General features: G+C 59.3%; 14 protein-coding genes. 2 read left to right on the top strand and 12 right to left on the bottom strand.

The features are described 5' to 3' along the window. Window positions 1–86: 86 nt before the first annotated feature. Window positions 87–536, top strand: coding sequence for an SsrA-binding protein SmpB (gene smpB / locus SBC1_RS06540; RefSeq protein ID WP_031364027.1), 450 nt, complete (start codon window positions 87–89; stop codon window positions 534–536). Between the two features lie 114 nt (window positions 537–650). On the opposite strand, the gene SBC1_RS06535 is transcribed toward smpB, so the two are convergent. The 3 genes from SBC1_RS06535 to ppsA all read right to left on the bottom strand — a co-directional run bounded on the left by SBC1_RS06535 (window position 651) and on the right by ppsA (window position 4,655). Continuing rightward, window positions 651–1,592 carry an SPFH domain-containing protein gene (locus SBC1_RS06535; protein ID WP_165089046.1) on the bottom strand — a complete coding sequence of 314 codons (942 nt, stop codon included), beginning with the start codon at window positions 1,590–1,592 and terminating at the stop codon, window positions 651–653. Window positions 1,593–1,687: 95 nt separating this feature from the next. Next, window positions 1,688–2,116, bottom strand: coding sequence for an NfeD family protein (locus SBC1_RS06530; RefSeq protein ID WP_165089042.1), 429 nt, complete (start codon window positions 2,114–2,116; stop codon window positions 1,688–1,690). Between the two features lie 133 nt (window positions 2,117–2,249). After that, the gene (ppsA, locus tag SBC1_RS06525; RefSeq protein WP_165987488.1) at window positions 2,250–4,655 is read right to left on the bottom strand and encodes a phosphoenolpyruvate synthase; all 2,406 of its coding nucleotides are present in this window, start codon (window positions 4,653–4,655) and stop codon (window positions 2,250–2,252) included. A gap of 627 nt (window positions 4,656–5,282) precedes the next feature. On the opposite strand from ppsA, the gene SBC1_RS06520 reads away from it, so the two are divergent. After that, window positions 5,283–6,101: a pyruvate, water dikinase regulatory protein gene (locus tag SBC1_RS06520; protein WP_165089034.1), complete on the top strand. Its 819-nt coding sequence runs from the start codon at window positions 5,283–5,285 to the stop codon at window positions 6,099–6,101. Window positions 6,102–6,179: 78 nt separating this feature from the next. Here the strand turns inward: SBC1_RS06520 and SBC1_RS06515 are convergent, their stop codons facing one another. The 9 genes from SBC1_RS06515 to rseP form a co-directional block, all read right to left on the bottom strand. Next, complete coding sequence (locus SBC1_RS06515) at window positions 6,180–6,974, bottom strand: RNA methyltransferase (protein WP_165089029.1); 795 nt, start codon at window positions 6,972–6,974, stop codon at window positions 6,180–6,182. A gap of 12 nt (window positions 6,975–6,986) precedes the next feature. Further along, window positions 6,987–7,724, bottom strand: a complete 738-nt coding sequence (gene rnhB, locus SBC1_RS06510) for a ribonuclease HII (RefSeq protein WP_165089026.1) — start codon at window positions 7,722–7,724, stop codon at window positions 6,987–6,989. Beyond that, complete coding sequence (gene lpxB / locus SBC1_RS06505; protein WP_165089007.1) at window positions 7,724–8,890, bottom strand: lipid-A-disaccharide synthase; 1,167 nt, start codon at window positions 8,888–8,890, stop codon at window positions 7,724–7,726. Before lpxB ends, rnhB begins: the two co-directional genes overlap by 1 nt. Window positions 8,891–8,901: 11 nt before the next feature. Next, window positions 8,902–9,690 carry an acyl-ACP--UDP-N-acetylglucosamine O-acyltransferase gene (gene lpxA / locus SBC1_RS06500; RefSeq protein ID WP_165089001.1) on the bottom strand — a complete coding sequence of 263 codons (789 nt, stop codon included), beginning with the start codon at window positions 9,688–9,690 and terminating at the stop codon, window positions 8,902–8,904. Window positions 9,691–9,777: 87 nt separating this feature from the next. Further along, window positions 9,778–10,251, bottom strand: coding sequence for a 3-hydroxyacyl-ACP dehydratase FabZ (gene fabZ / locus SBC1_RS06495; protein WP_165088995.1), 474 nt, complete (start codon window positions 10,249–10,251; stop codon window positions 9,778–9,780). 145 nt (window positions 10,252–10,396) lie between these two features. Then, window positions 10,397–11,524: a UDP-3-O-(3-hydroxymyristoyl)glucosamine N-acyltransferase gene (gene lpxD, locus SBC1_RS06490; protein WP_165088990.1), complete on the bottom strand. Its 1,128-nt coding sequence runs from the start codon at window positions 11,522–11,524 to the stop codon at window positions 10,397–10,399. Window positions 11,525–11,540: 16 nt separating this feature from the next. Further along, a complete protein-coding gene (locus tag SBC1_RS06485) occupies window positions 11,541–12,059 on the bottom strand; it encodes an OmpH family outer membrane protein (RefSeq protein ID WP_158936777.1) in 519 nt (172 codons plus the stop codon). A gap of 211 nt (window positions 12,060–12,270) precedes the next feature. Next, window positions 12,271–14,583: an outer membrane protein assembly factor BamA gene (gene bamA / locus SBC1_RS06480; RefSeq protein WP_165088984.1), complete on the bottom strand. Its 2,313-nt coding sequence runs from the start codon at window positions 14,581–14,583 to the stop codon at window positions 12,271–12,273. A 108-nt stretch (window positions 14,584–14,691) separates the two neighbouring features. Continuing rightward, entirely contained in the window at window positions 14,692–16,077 is a 1,386-nt protein-coding gene (gene rseP, locus SBC1_RS06475; protein WP_165088981.1) for an RIP metalloprotease RseP, read from the bottom strand. Window positions 16,078–16,081: the final 4 nt, after the last annotated feature.

The following is a 16,081-nucleotide window of genomic DNA, read 5'->3' as shown; positions in this document are numbered from 1 at the left end:
CGTGGCAAGAGTGGGAAGCTTTGCGGACTTTACCTCGTCCGCACTGCTAAAATCAGGATTTTAAACGAGTTAGGCACTTTTCATTCATGAGCATCATCGACAACAGAAAAGCCTTCTTCGATTACTTCATCGAAGATCGCTACGAGGCCGGGCTCGTGCTGGAAGGGTGGGAAGTCAAGGCGCTCCGGGCCGGCCGCGGCCAGATTAAGGAAGGCTACGTCATCATTCGCGACGGCGAATTGTTCCTGATCGGCGCGCATATCAGCCCGTTGCCGGAAGCATCGACCCACATCCACCCGGACCCGGTCCGCACACGCAAGCTGCTGCTGCACAGCGAAGAGATCTCGAAGCTCATTAGCAAGGTGGAGCAGAAAGGCCACACGCTCGTGCCGCTGAACTTCCACTACAAAGGTGGTCGCGTGAAATGCGAGATCGGCCTCGCGAAGGGCAAGAAGCTACACGACAAACGCGAAACCGAGAAAAAGCGCGACTGGGAACGCGAAAAGGCGCAAATCATGCGCGGTGCCAAGCATTGAGCACCACCAGCATGACAATGAGCTCATCCAACGCAAAAAGGGCGTCGACCATGTAAGTCGACGCCCTTTTTTCTTGCGGCAAGCTGATTCAGCTAACTGATTCCACGTAAGGCTTCAGCTCTTGCGAATCACGCCGCCAGCCGTTCCATCGCCCTTGATGATGCTCAGCGCCGACGCGATCATCGAACTCATCTCCGACAAATTCCCCGGCACGATCAGCGTATTGCCCTGCTTCGCGATGTTCCCGAACGCCGTGACGTATTGCTCGGCTACCTTCAGGTTCACCGCTTCCATGCCGCCGGCTGTTTGTATCGCCGCGCCGATCTTCTCAATCGCCTGAGCATTCGCCACGGCCACCGCCAGAATGGCCGATGCCTCGCCTTCGGCCTGGTTGATCTGCGCCTGACGCTCACCTTCGGACTTGTGGATGGCCGCCTCACGCGCGCCCCACGCAATATTGATCTGCTCCTGCTTGCGACCTTCCGACGCAGCAATCACCGCCCGCTTCTCACGCTCGGCCGTAATTTGCGCCTGCATCGCGTGCAGGATTTCCTTCGGCGGCGTCAAATCCTTGATTTCATAGCGCAGCACCTTCACGCCCCAGTTCGCCGCAGCCTGGTCAAGCGACGTGACAATGCTGTGGTTGATGTAGTCGCGTTCTTCGAAGGTCTTGTCGAGTTCGAGCTTGCCGATCACCGAACGCAGCGTGGTCTGCGACAACTGCGTGATGGCGTAGATGAAGTTGCTCGACCCATACGACGCCTTCATGGCATCGGTCACCTGAAAGTACAGCACGCCGTCCACTTGCAACTGCGTGTTGTCGCGCGTGATACAAACCTGGCTCGGCACTTCCAGCGGAATTTCCTTCAGCACGTGCTTGTAGGCCACGCGGTCGACAAAAGGCACGACGATGGTCAGCCCCGGCGTGAGGGTCGCGTGATAGCGTCCGAGCCGCTCCAGCACCCATGCGTGTTGCTGCGGCACGATCTTGATCGTCTGCGCGGCAATCGCGATGACGATAATCAACAAAATTGCCCCGATGATAGTCACGTCCATCTCTACTCCTTGTTATGCGTGTCTTGCTTATCGAACTGCTTAGGAAAGCTTAAGCCCAGCCTTGAGCCCGGTTTTAAGCCCAAATTCCCACCCTCTCAGCGTTTTGCCGCCACCACCAGCGTATTACCGGAAAACGCCGTGATCCTGTACATCTGCGCGCCTTCGGTCTCCCCCGGCGCCAGCTCAATATCCCATTCCGCCCCGCGATACAGAGCCCGCGCGCGGCCCTCATGCCACTCGTTCACCTTCAGCGTCTCGCCAATATCCAGGTTCACGCCCGGATCATGCGATGCATCGCGCCGGGTACCGCGTCCCAGTTTCGAGCGCCGCAACACAGTGACGGCGATCATTGCGACCAACGCGGCCACGAGCAGCTCGATCTCCAGTCCTGCTCCAAACAAATGCGCGATCCCGCCCGCAATAAAGCCGAGCGCCACCATCAACAAATAAAACGTGCCGGACATCAGCTCGAGCAACACGAGCGCCCCGGCGCCAATCCACCAGAAAAGTCCGTTAGCAGCCATGCGATTCTCCAAACAAAAACACCCCGGAACGTCCGGGGTGTTATAGCACGCTTACTGTTTTGAAAGGTTGATATCCTTTCGATGCAGCGGCATGTTTTACTGCTCGCGCTTACTTGTGGGCTTACTTGCGCGCTTACTTGTTCAAGGCCTTTGCAAGCGTCTTCCACGTCTCGATGATCGTGTCCGGATTCAGCGACATCGACTCAATGCCTTGCTTCGCAAGCCATTCGGCGAGATCCGGATGATCCGACGGACCCTGACCGCAAATGCCCACGTACTTGTTCAGCCGCAGACAGGTTTCGATTGCGCGCTTCAGCATGAACTGCACAGCCGGGTCACGTTCGTCGAAGTCGACTGCGAGCAATTCCATGCCCGAATCGCGGTCCAGACCCAGCGTGAGCTGCGTCAGATCGTTTGATCCAATCGAGAAACCGTCGAAGAACTGCAGGAACTCTTCGGCAAGAATCGCGTTCGACGGAATCTCGCACATCATGATCAGCCGCAGACCGTTCACGCCACGCTTCAAACCGAACTTCTCGAGCAGGCCAACCACCTTCTCAGCCTGCGCGAGCGTACGCACGAACGGCACCATGATCTCGACGTTATCGAGGCCCATCTCTTCGCGCACCTTCTTCAACGCGACGCATTCCATCTGGAAGGCTTCGGCGAAGTCCTCCGAGATGTAACGCGATGCGCCACGGAAGCCGAGCATTGGGTTTTCTTCATCGGGCTCGTAACGCGAACCACCGATCAGCTTCTTGTACTCGTTCGACTTGAAGTCCGACAAACGCACGATCACCGGCTTCGGATAAAACGCCGCCGCGATCGTGGCGATGCCTTCCGTCAGCTTGTCGACATAGAACGCGCGCGGCGATGCATGACCACGCGCCACGCTTTCCACGGCCTTCTTCAAATCGCCATCAATGTTCGGGTACTCGAGAATCGCCCGCGGATGCACACCAATGTTGTTGTTGATGATGAACTCGAGCCGCGCCAGACCCACGCCTGCATTCGGCAGATGCGAGAAGTCGAACGCGAGCTGCGGATTGCCAACGTTCATCATGATCTTGACCGGAATCTCGGGCAGTTCGCCGCGCTCGACTTCGGTCACTTCGGTTTCGAGCAGGCCGTCGTAGATCTTGCCTTCGTCGCCTTCCGCACACGACACCGTCACCAACTGACCTTCCTTCAGCAAGTCGGTGGCGTCGCCGCAACCCACCACTGCCGGCACGCCCAGTTCGCGCGCGATGATGGCCGCGTGGCAAGTACGTCCGCCGCGATTCGTCACGATTGCCGATGCGCGCTTCATCACCGGCTCCCAGTTCGGGTCGGTCATGTCGGCAACCAGCACGTCGCCGGGCTGAACACGATCCATCTCTGACGGATCGTGAATCACGCGCACCGGACCTGCGCCAATCTTCTGGCCGATAGCGCGGCCCGTGGCCAGCACGTTCGACTGGCCCTTCAGCTTGAAGCGCATTTCAGCCTTGCCCGCAGCCTGGCTCTTCACCGTTTCAGGACGTGCCTGAAGAATGAAGATCTTGCCGTCGCGGCCGTCCTTGCCCCATTCGATATCCATTGGACGCTGATAATGCTTTTCAATGATCACCGCATACTTCGCGAGCTGGATCACGTCTTCGTCGGTGATGGAGAAGCGGTTACGCTGCTCATGCGACACGTCGACGGTTTTCACGCGGCCGGCTTCGCCAGCGTTCGTGAATTCCATCTTGATGAGCTTCGAGCCAATCGAGCGGCGGATGATCGGGTACTTGCCTTGTTCGAGCGTGGTTTTGAAGACGTAGAACTCGTCCGGATTCACGGCGCCCTGCACGACCGTTTCGCCCAGGCCATAGCTCGACGTGATGAACACGGCGTCCTTGAAGCCTGATTCAGTATCGAGCGTGAACATCACGCCAGCCGCGCCCACGTCCGAGCGAACCATGCGCTGCACGCCCGCCGACAACGCGACTTCAGCGTGCGTAAAGCCCTTGTGCACGCGATACGAAATAGCGCGATCGTTATACAGCGACGCGAACACGTGCTTCATGCGATCGAGCACTTCGTCGATGCCGACCACGTTCAAATAGCTTTCCTGCTGACCCGCGAACGATGCGTCCGGCAAGTCTTCAGCGGTAGCCGAAGAACGCACGGCGAACGACAGTTCTTCCGGCGAGCTGGCCTGAAGCGTGTCGAAGCCTTTGCGAATCAGCTCTTCGAGGCGCGGTTGCATCGGCGCGTCGACGATCCATTGGCGGATCTCCTTGCCGGCTTCGGCAAGGGCTTTCACGTCGTCTACGTCGAAGAGTTCCAGACGTTTGGCGATGCGCTCGGTCAGCTTGTTGTGATGCAGGAAGTCGCGAAATGCCTGCGCCGTGGTCGCAAAACCAGTGGGCACCTGCACGCCGGCTTCTGCGAGCTGGCTGATCATCTCGCCGAGTGAGGCATTCTTGCCGCCGACAATGTCGATGTCGGTCATTCGCAACTGCTCGAATGGAACTACATACGCCTGGTCCTTTGCAACGTTAGCTTCGTTAGTCATGTAAGCCCCTAAGGTGGATGAAATTCACGATCATGCAAGTGGGCTCGCAGCGGTGGCGCTTATAAGGGGCGCGTACCGCAACCTGCATAACCTGTTTGATAAACACATGCCGCTTCTCCACGCACCTTGATGGCGGGACGCCTCGTGGTGTGGCCGGAACGTGAGCCCTTCCAAAACCACGCTGCGATGCTGAGAAACACGACTTCGAAACACATCGATATCGGTTAAAACTGCCCATAAAATCTACGTTTTGTTTCGAAAACGCACGAATGGGCGGTAACTTCCGTGAATCGAGGGTTAATCGTCCGCAATTGCTTATCGAACAGGTTGCCGCTATTCTACCGTGCTAACTCTTCGAAATGTTTCATCGCGGGGCATAAAAGCGCTGCGCAATGAGACCCTTCACACGTGGATGGTGTGGCGGCGCACATCGGCTGTTTTAGTGGATGCTTAGTTTGAAGATACGCGCCTGAACGCCGTTCGCATTCCGCCTTTGCCGGCCGCTTGTGTGAAGGCCTTTCGCATCATCCGTTGATCATCCTGTGAGTTGCGTTAATCGACGATACGACGATAATCACGGTCAATTCATTTCACGTCACTCACGTAATTTCACGACCCTCAACGCCGATGCCGCCTACCGTATTCATCGTTTCCGATGGCACCGGGATCACTGCCGAGACATTCGCGCATTCGATCCTGTCCCAGTTCGACCAGAAATTCCGGCTCGTGCGCGTGCCGTTTGTTGATTCGAGTGACAAGGCGTACGCGACGCTCGAGAAGATCAACGAAGCCGTGTCGCTCGACGGCCGTCGTCCGATCGTGTTCACCACGCTGGTGGATAGCTCGTCGAACGAGATCGTGCAGCGGTCCAATGCGCTGGTGCTGAACATGTTCCAGACCTTTATTGAGCCGCTGGAACTGGAGCTCGACATCAAGTCGACGCACGCGATGGGCCGGGTCCACCAGAACGCAGATACGGATGAATACAAGAACCGGATCGAGGCGATCAATTTTTCGCTGGCGCACGACGACGGCCAGTCGAATCGTAATTTGTCCGATGCCGATGTGATCCTGGTCGGCGTATCGCGTAGCGGCAAGACACCGACATCGCTTTATCTGGCGATGCAGTACGGTGTCAAAGCAGCAAATTATCCGCTGATTCCGGAAGATTTCGAGCGCGGCCGGTTGCCAACGCCGTTGCTGCCGTATCGGGAAAAGATGTTTGGCTTGTCGATCGATCCGCAGCGGCTGGCGGAGATTCGCAACGAGCGGCGCCCGGGGAGCAAATATGCGGCGCTGGAGAACTGCCGCTATGAGATCAACGAAGCCGAAGCGATGATGAAACGCGAGGGGGTCAAGTGGTTATCGTCGACGCATAAGTCGATCGAGGAAATTGCCACGACCATCTTGCAGGAGATCCGGCTGGAACGGCCATCGTATTATTGAGTTCGCTTGAGTTCGCTTGGCATAGTTAAAAGCCGTTTTCAACGAAGGTTGAAAACGGCTTTTTTGCGAACGTGACGACTATTGCTGGTATCGGCGTTGCTGCCGGCACTGCTCAAAGATGCAAACCGCAGCAGCGGCCGCCACATTCAGCGATTCCATGCCGCCCGGCTGAGGAATCGTCACCCGAAGCGTTGCCTTATCGCGCCAGAATGGCGAGACACCGGCGCCCTCATTGCCCATGACCCAGGCCACGGGCCCGGACAAATCGGCATCGTAGATCGCCTTTGCGCCATGCGAATCAGTGATAGTCACCTGCACTTCGGGGCCAAGCCGCGACATCAATTCCGCTGGTTCGACATCCTCATAAATGCCAAGCAGGAAATGCGCGCCCATGCCGGCCCGAAGCACCTTCGATGACCACGCGAACACCGTCCCCGGCACACAAAACACATGCTGAATCCCGGCCGCTGCGGCACTCCGCAAAATGGATCCGACATTGCCGGCATCCTGGATGCCATCGAGAACCAGGCACGTCTCGTTGATACGCTCGGGTAACAATGGTGCGATCTTCTCGACCAGCAACACCATTCCCACGCCATGCACGACACTCGATAGTTGTCCGAACAAAGCATCGGGTAATGTATAAACGTGCGCAGGATCGATGCGCCCGACAATTTGCCGCGCTTCTTCGTGATGAAGTGCGCCCTCGGTCACAACGCACGTTTCAGGCTGTCCCGCCGCGTCGAGATAAGCACTGGCGAGATGCAACCCCTCGAGCAACGCGTGACCGCTGCGGCGCTGCTGCGCGGTCGATCCGGCGAGCGCCTTCAGACGCTTGTAAAGCGGGTTGTCCCGCGAGGTAATGGCTTTCACTTGGGGAGAAATTCAGAACGGAGGAGTGTCAATGCCCTGCTCCGCGGCAGCCGCTTCCAGCACCTCGGCTGCTACAACCGGCAACACCATGCCCAATCGCGCATGCGCCTCACGCACCGGCGCAAACGAACGCCGATGATGCTCGCAAGGCCCATGTTCAAGCAACGCCCGCAGGTGCTGTGGCGTGCCGTAACCGGCGTGGGCATCGAAACCATAAACGGGGTGAACTTCGTGCAATTGCAGCAGCATCCGGTCGCGCGTGACTTTAGCCAGAATTGAAGCCGCCGAAATCTGCGCAATCAACGCGTCGCCACCAATAACGGCCACCGAACGCATCGACAACTGGGGACAGCGGTTGCCATCAATTTTCGCTACCGTTGGCGTGATCGACAGCCCTTCCACCGCGCGTTTCATCGCGAGCATGGAGGCGTGGAGAATGTTGATTGTGTCGATTTCCTCGACCGTTGCCGAGGCCACGCAATAGGCCAGCGCACGGTCGATGATCTTCTCGTACAACTCCTCGCGCTTCTTCGCGCTCAACACCTTCGAGTCGTCAAGTCCGCGAATCTTCGGTTTCGATGGATCGAAGATCACCGCCGCCGCAACCACCGGACCCGCCAGCGGGCCACGGCCGGCTTCGTCGACCCCGCAAATGACATCGGACGGCGTATCGACATCAAAGTCGAACGCGGGCTGCAGCGTTTGCCGTCCCGCGCGCCGTACAACGCCTTTCACGACGATCTTCGCCATTACCGCGGCCTCCTCGTTTCCAGCACCTGCGCCACGGCCTCGGCCGCGCGTTGCGCCGTGTTCTGACGCAGCGCATGGTGCATTTCCGTGAAGATTTCCGTCAGTGTCGCGCGGTTCGCTTCGTCGTTCAACTGTTTCAGCGTGGCGTCGGCGAGCGCTTCCGGCGTGGCGAAATGCTGGAGAATTTCCGGCACGACAAACCGCCCGGCCAGAATATTCGGCAAGCCAACATACGGCAAATAACCCTGCCGCTGCATGATCTGGCCCGTCAGCCAAGGCACCTTGTACGAGATGACCATCGGCTTTTTAAGCAACGCCGCTTCCAGCGTCACCGTGCCGCTCTTGACCAGGATGGCGTCGGCGGCGGTCATCGCGACCTGAGCCTTGCCTTCCGTAATGGTCAGCGCCAGATTCGGATGCGCGGCAACCAGCGGCTGCAACAACTCGCGCAACGCTGCAGTCGCTGCCGGCATCACGAAACGCACACCGGGTTCGCGAAGCTGCATGAGCTCCATCGCGTCGAAAAAGGTCGGGCCGATCAGCGTGATTTCCGAACGCCGGCTGCCCGGCAACACCGCAATGATCGGACCGCCTGCCGCCAAGCCCAACGCGCGGCGCGCGCCTTCAACGTCAGGCACGAGCGGGATTTCATCGGCGAGAGGATGGCCCACGTACGTGGACGCAATACCCGCCTTCTCCATCAGCGCCGGTTCGAACGGGAATACGCACAGCATGTGATCGACGGCTTTGACGATCTTCTTGATCCGCCCGCCGCGCCACGCCCAGATCGACGGACACACGAAATGCACCGTCGGAATACCGGCATCGCGCAACGCGTGTTCGAGACCAAAATTGAAATCGGGCGCATCCACGCCAATAAACACCGACGGCGGCTCTGCCAGCAGTTGCCGCTTGAGCTCGTTGCGGATACCCAGGATTTCGGGAATGTGCTTCAGCGCTTCGACATAACCCCGCACCGTGAGCTTGTCCATTGGCCAGTGGGCGTCGAAACCGGCGGCCGTCATGCGTGGGCCGCCAATCCCGTTGAACTGCGTACCGGCCGGCAAACGCTCGTTCAGACCCTCAAGCAACGAAGCAGCAAGCAGATCTCCAGACGGCTCACCCGCAACCATCGCAACGCGCAGGGGGGCGGGAGCCAGCGTCATTGGGCGCTCGGTCAACGGATGATGCCGCGCTGCGACGCGTCGATAAAATTAGCCAGCGCTGTCACGGGCGCGTCGCCGTCGCCGCCTGCGGATGCGAGTTCGCGCAATTGCACCTTCGCTTCTTCGAGCGTCGCACCACTCTTGTACAACACGCGATACGCCGAACGCAGCGCCGAAATAGCTTCAGCCGAAAAGCCGCGCCGGCGCAGCCCTTCCACGTTGATACCGTGTGGTACAGCCTTGTTACCGGCGGCGATCACGAACGGCGGGATGTCCTGCACGAGGGCGGACGCGCCTCCCAGCATGGAATGCGCGCCGATGCGCACGAACTGATGCACGCCCGACATGCCGCCAACAATGGCGTGGTCGCCAATGATCACGTGCCCCGCCAGCTGCGCGTTACTCGACATGACGATGTTGCTGCCAAGCTGGCAGTCATGGCCCACGTGCACGTACGCCATGATCCAGTTGTCGTCGCCGATGGTGGTCACGCCCGTATCCTGCACCGTGCCGGTATGAATGGTGGTGAATTCGCGGATGGTATTGCGGTCGCCGATCACGAGCCGGGTGGGCTCGTCCTTGTACTTCATGTCCTGCGGCCGGCCACCGACGGAGGCGTAGTGACCAATGCGGTTGTCGCTGCCGAGGACCGAATGGCCTTCGATTACGCTGTGCGACCCGATAGTCGTGCGCGCGCCAATTTGCACGTGCGGGCCGACGATTGCGTACGGACCGACTTCGACGGATTCGTCGAGCTGCGCGCCCGGCTCGATAATCGCGGTAGGGTGAATCTTGCTCATGCGCCCTCGCTTGGTGTTCTGTTGCTGAGTTTGCCCTGCACTGCCCTGATCTGCCGCGCCTGCTATCGCGCGGCGACCGTCACTGCATCACTTCGGGTCGGCGGCCGTGTTTTTCACGGTGCACATCAGTTCGGCTTCGGCTGCCACTACGCCATCCACTTCGGCGCGCGCGCTGAACTTCCAGATGCCGCGCATGTAGCGCTCGAAGTTCACGTTCAGGATCAGCTGATCGCCGGGTTCGACCACGCGCTTGAAGCGAGCCTTGTCGATGCCTACGAAGTAATACAGAGTTGTTTCCGGATCGTGCGGTTCCTTTTCCTCGGCAAACGTCAGCAGCGCGGCTGCTTGCGCAAGCGCTTCGAGAATCAGCACGCCGGGCATCACGGGCCGTGTCGGGAAATGACCCTGGAAATACGGCTCGTTGATCGACACGTTCTTCAGCGCTTTGATGCTCTGATGCGGCGTGAGTTCGAGTACACGATCGACGAGCAGGATCGGATACCGATGCGGCAGCAACGTGAGAATCTTGTGGATGTCTAGATTGATTTTTTCGGTGCTCATAGTCGTTCTGCTCGCGCGCTTCACAGCGCGGGTGTTGACTGCGAAACCGCTCGTTAGCTCGTTGACCCGTTAGTGAGTCGTTAGTGAGTCGCTAATAAGCAACAAACAACGAGCGGCTTCGCGTGGGATGCCGGTTTTTACCGTCTTAGTGCTTGCCTGAAGTGCTGTCCGGGATATTGTCCGCGGTGTTACCCGGGTTAGTGCCCGCGGCTACGGCCGCTTCGAGTGTCTTGATGCGTTCGCGCAACTTGTCCAGATTACGCACAATGGCAGCGCTCTTGTTCCAGTCGGCGTGATTCACGGCGGGAAATGCACTGGTGTACATGCCCGGCTTCAGCAGCGACTTCGATACGCCGGACTGCGCCGTGACAATCACGTAATCCGCCAGCGTCACGTGGCCCGCAATGCCCACCGCGCCGCCGATCATGCAGTGCCGCCCGATGTTCGTGCTGCCAGCAATGCCCGCGCAGCCAGCAATCACCGTGTAGGCACCGATCCGGCAGTTATGCCCGATCTGGACCAGATTATCGATCTTGACGCCTTCCTCGATCACCGTGTCGGCCATTGCGCCCCGGTCGATGGTGGTGTTCGCGCCAATCTCCACGTCCTGCGCCACGACCACAGCTCCGACTTGCGGAATCTTGACCCAACTGCCGGTGCGCGCGTCGCCGTCGCCGACAAAATCCGGCGCAAAACCAAAGCCATCCGCACCGATCACCGCGCCTGCATGCACGATCACGCGCGCGCCAAGCTTACAGCCATGATAGACGGTCACGTGGGGATAAAGATGGACGTCGTCGGCCAGCTTTACGCCCCGGCCGATCGTCACGCCCGCATCCAGCTTCACGCGCTCGCCGATCTCGGCGCCCGCTTCCACGCTCACGTGCGGCCCGATCACGGCACTTGCAGCCACCTTCGCACCGGGATGGATAAACGCCGTGGGGTGAACGCCGGGTTCGACCGGCGGCGTCGCGAGGTCGATGAAAACCTGCGCCACACGCGCAAAATAAGCGTAGGGATTCGCCGTGACGATAAAGTTACGGCCTTCCGGCGTCGCCACTTTTTCCAGGTCCGCGGGCGATATCAACACCGCACCGGCCCGCGTGCTTTCCACTTGAGACAGATATTTCTGATTCGCGAGAAAGGCAAGTTGCGTGGGGCCGGCTTTGTCGAGCGGCGCGAGGCCGTCCACGCGGTGCGTTATATCGCCTGCTACGTCTCCGCCGAAGCGCTGTGTCAGTTCACCCAGTGTGATCGCGCTGTCTGATGCCATCCGCTACCGCTCCCGATCAGTTCGAACTACTAGCTGGATTGGCCGACAGGCTCGCCTGATTCGCGGCCAGCGCCTTCAGCACCTGATCGGTGATATCGATGCGCGGACTGACGTACACCGCTTCCTGCACGATCAGGTCGTAATGCTGCGCCTCGGCAATCTGCTTGATGACCTTGTTAGCCTTATCCAGCACGGCAGCAAGTTCTTCGTTACGGCGCTGGTTCAGGTCTTCGCGAAATTCGCGTTGTTTGCGCTGGAAGTCCTGGTCGAGCTGCGACAAATCGCGTTGCTTGGCGGCGCGGTCGGCAGGCGCCATGGTGGCGCCGTTCTTGTCCATTGCGTCCGACATGGTCTTCAGACGCGCTGCCATATCCTGCAAGGCCTTGTCGCGCTTCGAAAATTCTTGTTCGAGTTTCGTCTGCGCTGCCTTGGCCGCTGCCGACTCACGCAAGATGCGATCGGAGTTGACGGCTGCAATCCGGGTCTCCTGCGCCTCTGCCTTGGCGGCACCCATCAGGCCGAGCGTCACCGACATAACAAGCGCCAACGCTACATGTTTCGAAAGCTTACCGGTTCGCAAAGTCTTCCTCACGTTACTTATTTACACCACTGACCGATGTTACTCAGTCAGGTCACTGAATCAGGTCACTACATTCGGCCACTGCGTCAATTGAGCCACTGCGCCAAGCGTCCCGGTTCCGCGACAAGAGCGGAAAACCGGGCCACCAACACATTCCAATCGGGGTTTAGAACGCCGTACCGATCTGGAACTGGAACTTCTGATACTGGTCGCCGGCATGCTTCGTCACCGGGAAACCCAAGCTCAACTTGAGCGGGCCGATTGGCGAAATCCACGCCAGACCGAAACCGTAACCATACCGCAGGCCGTTCGCGCCCGTGCTGGTGCCGCCCTGACCCGGATCGCCCCAGACGTTACCGCCGTCGAGGAAGGTGAAGACGCGCAACGTGCGGTCATAACCTGTACCCGGCAACGGGAAGGTCAACTCGATGTTACCCACTGCCATGCGCGAACCACCGATCGGGTCGCCCGTGGTCGTGTCACGCGGACCCAGCGAGCTCGGTTCATAACCGCGAACCGAGCCGATACCGCCGGCATAGTAGTTCTTGAAAATCGGGTATGTCTGGCCTTGCAGGCCCTTACCGTAGCCGCCCTGCAAGTTCAGGCCGAGCACGAAGCCACGCGCGAACGAGTAGTAATACTGCGCCTGGGCATCAACCTTGACGTACGTCGTGTTACCCGCCGGCGTGCCGTATTCCGCGTTCGTCTGCGTGTAATAACCACGGCTCGGGACCAATGCGCTGTCACGATTGTCACGCGACCAGCCAACCGTCACCGGCACGTTGTTCACTACGCGGCCGAATTCCTTCACGTAGTCGATATAGCTTTGTGGCGTAGCGGAATCGATATCGAGCGTGTTCTGCTCGAGGCCCGCGCCGAAGTACACCGTATCCTGCTCCGAGAACGGAATACCGAACTTCAAGTCGCCGCCGATGGTAACGATCTTGAAGCTGGAATCCGTGGAGTAATACAGCGGCTGATACGTGCGGTAGTACAGGTCGGTAATACGCTTGATGCCGTCGATGGTGAAGTACGGATCGACTTGCGTCACCGTCAACGTCCGGTACGTCTTGGCCGTGTTGATATTGACCGAGAGGCTGGTACCCGAGCCGAACACGTTGTCCTGCGACACGCCTGCTGACAGCACCACCTTGTCCGTTGACGAAAAACCCGCGCCGAGCGTAATCGCGCCGGTCGGCTTTTCCGTGACTTTTACGTCCACGTCCACCTGGTCGTTCGTGCCTTCGACCGGAACCGTGGTCACGTCGACGTCGGTAAAGTAACCGAGACGGTTCACGCGATCCTTCGACAACGCCAGCCGGCTCGAATCGAACCACGAGCTTTCGAGCTGGCGCATTTCGCGGCGCACTACTTCGTCACGTGTACGCGTATTGCCGACGATGTTCACGCGCCGCACATATACGCGGCGGCTCGGATCCACATTCAGCGTGAGGTCGACGGTGTGATCGGCTTGATTGATCTGCGGCTGTGCGTTGACCTGCGCGAACGCGTAGCCATATTCACCGAGCTTGTCGACGATGGCCTTCGTGGTCGCCTGCAGCTTTTCAGCCGAGAAACGGTCACCCGGTTTGATCTTGATGAGCTTGGTCAGCTCGGCCTGGCGGTCGAGCAGATTGCCCGAGAGCTTGATTGCGCTGATCTTGTACGGCTCGCCTTCGTGCAGCGCAACCGTCAGGTACATGTCCTTCTTGTCGGGCGAGATGGACACCTGCGTCGAGTCGATGTTGAACTCGAGATAACCGCGATTCAGGTAGTACGAGCGTACATTTTCAAGGTCGCCCGTCAGCTTGTCCTTCGCGTACAGATCGTTCTTCGTATACCACGAGAACCAGTTCGGCGTGGACAACTGCATCTCGTCGCGCAGCGTGCTCGTGCTGATCGCCTTGTTGCCGATGAAGTTGATCTGGCGAATTTTCGCGCTCGGACCTTCCGCGACCGAGAACAGGATCTGCACGCGATTGCGGTCGACCGGCGTGACGGTAGTCGTGACTTCGGCCGCGTAGAACCCGCGCGTCAGGTACTGACGCTTGAGCTCCTGCTCGGCTTTGTCGACGAGCGCCTTGTCGTACGAGCGACCTTGCGACAGGCCTACCGCGCGCAGCGCCTTCGCCAGGTTGTCCTTTTCGAACTCGTGGATCCCGGAGAAGTCGATTTGCGAAATGGCCGGACGCTCCTGCACCTGCACCACCACCACGTTGCCCTGTGTGGCGATCTGGACGTCGCTGAAGAAGCCCGTTGCATAAAGCGCGCGAATTGCGGCAGAGGCTTTGTCGTCGGTGAACGTGTCGCCCTGCTTGATAGGCAAGTAGGCGAAAACCGACCCGGGTTCAATGCGCTGGAGGCCGTCAATCCGGATGTCCTGCACGACAAACGGCGTTGTCGCGTGCGCCGCCATGCCGGTTGCGGCCAATGCTGCGGCCACAGCCGACTTAGGAACAAAGCGATGAGGTTTGAACAACGTGCTTCCCCAGTGTGTATAGCTGCATCAAGTCAGACGGCGTTCGTTCAAGCGCCGCCCGACAAGATGAAAAAGGATCAAGGTGAATCAGGTAAATCGGAAGCCGGATCAAAAGCGGATCAGGCGGGCAAGGTCGTTAAAGAGCGCGATCATCGACAAGGCGACGATGCAAACAAGACCCGCCCGCTGCAAAACCAGCTGCCAGCGATCTGACACGGCCTTGCCGGTTGCGGCTTCAACCAAATAATATAACAGATGCCCACCGTCAAGAACCGGAATCGGTAACAAGTTCAAGACGCCGAGGCTGATACTCACGAGCGCGAGGAACGAAAGAAACGCCGACAATCCAAGCCGCGCGCTCTTGCCGGCGTAGTCGGCGATCGTCACCGGCCCGGAAAGATTTTTCAGCGACGCTTCGCCCGTGATCATCCGCCCGAACATGCGCAGCGAATAAATGCTGATGTCCCAGGTCCGTTTCACGCCCAGATGCAAGCTTTCGACCGGACCATAACGCACGTCCACTGCCGGGATCCGGGTCGCGAGCGACGCGCCGATCCGGCCGACATCGCGATGCGTGGAAGCGTCCTGCTTGAGCTCCGGCACGATCTGCACCGCGCGCTGCACGCCGTTGCTCTCGACCGTCAGCGAGACCGGCGTACCCGGACGATGCTGCACGTAGTCGATAAAACCCATCGCGTTATCGATCTTTTTGCCGTCGATAGCGCGTAGCACGTCACCGGCCTGCAATCCCGCTTTCGCTGCCGCACTGCCCGCTTCCACACCGGCCACCGTCAGTGTGCCGCCACCCGGCTCGAAGCCGAGTTTATCCATGAAGTCCTGGTCGACGTCCTGATCGTCGATCTTGCCCACGTTCACCGGGAAATCGAACGTGCCCTCGTTTGTCTTCGCCGTCAGCACCACGCGGCGGTGATCGAATGACGCGTCGAGCAGCTTCCAACGCAGATCGGACCACGAGCGCACCTTGTGCGTCTCGCCGCTCGCGTCGCTACTGCCCTGCACATCGCGCATTGAAACAATCGTCTCGCCGCCCTCGAAGCCCGCCTTCGCCGCAACGGTGCCAGGCGCAGGCGCCGCGAGAATGGCGGCCGGCTCAGAGACGCCGCCCGCGAACACGCCGGCGAACAGCAAAATGGCGAGAATGAAGTTCGCCACCGGACCCGCTGCAACAATCGCGATCCGCTTGATCACCGGTTGACGGTTGAATGCGCGCGGCAAATCGGCTTCCGGAATGGTCGCTTCCGCTTCCCGCTCGTCGAGCATCTTCACGTAGCCGCCCAGCGGCAGCGCGGCGATTGTCCATTCGGTGCCGGTGCTCTTGCTGACCCATTTCACGAGCGGCTTGCCGAAACCGACCGAAAATCGCAGGACCTTCACACCGCACAGCCGCGCGACGCTGTAATGGCCGAACTCGTGGACGACGACCAGCACGCCGATAGCCACCACGAACGCAACGATTTCAGTCAGGAAGTTCATGGCG

The sequence above is a fragment of the Caballeronia sp. SBC1 genome (assembly GCF_011493005.1).
GTDB lineage: Bacteria > Pseudomonadota > Gammaproteobacteria > Burkholderiales > Burkholderiaceae > Caballeronia.
This window is presented reverse-complemented; position numbering and strand designations above follow the sequence as displayed.

Coding starts and splice junctions, on each gene's coding strand:
- lpxD (WP_165088990.1), bottom strand. CDS start 11,524: ATGGCATCAGACAGCGCGATCACACTGGGTGAACTGACACAGCGCTTC.
- rnhB (WP_165089026.1), bottom strand. CDS start 7,724: ATGGCGAAGATCGTCGTGAAAGGCGTTGTACGGCGCGCGGGACGGCAA.
- lpxB (WP_165089007.1), bottom strand. CDS start 8,890: ATGACGCTGGCTCCCGCCCCCCTGCGCGTTGCGATGGTTGCGGGTGAG.
- fabZ (WP_165088995.1), bottom strand. CDS start 10,251: ATGAGCACCGAAAAAATCAATCTAGACATCCACAAGATTCTCACGTTG.
- rseP (WP_165088981.1), bottom strand. CDS start 16,077: ATGAACTTCCTGACTGAAATCGTTGCGTTCGTGGTGGCTATCGGCGTG.
- SBC1_RS06520 (WP_165089034.1), top strand. CDS start 5,283: ATGCCGCCTACCGTATTCATCGTTTCCGATGGCACCGGGATCACTGCC.
- SBC1_RS06535 (WP_165089046.1), bottom strand. CDS start 1,592: ATGGACGTGACTATCATCGGGGCAATTTTGTTGATTATCGTCATCGCG.
- lpxA (WP_165089001.1), bottom strand. CDS start 9,690: ATGAGCAAGATTCACCCTACCGCGATTATCGAGCCGGGCGCGCAGCTC.
- smpB (WP_031364027.1), top strand. CDS start 87: ATGAGCATCATCGACAACAGAAAAGCCTTCTTCGATTACTTCATCGAA.
- SBC1_RS06530 (WP_165089042.1), bottom strand. CDS start 2,116: ATGGCTGCTAACGGACTTTTCTGGTGGATTGGCGCCGGGGCGCTCGTG.
- ppsA (WP_165987488.1), bottom strand. CDS start 4,655: ATGACTAACGAAGCTAACGTTGCAAAGGACCAGGCGTATGTAGTTCCA.
- SBC1_RS06485 (WP_158936777.1), bottom strand. CDS start 12,059: ATGTCGGTGACGCTCGGCCTGATGGGTGCCGCCAAGGCAGAGGCGCAG.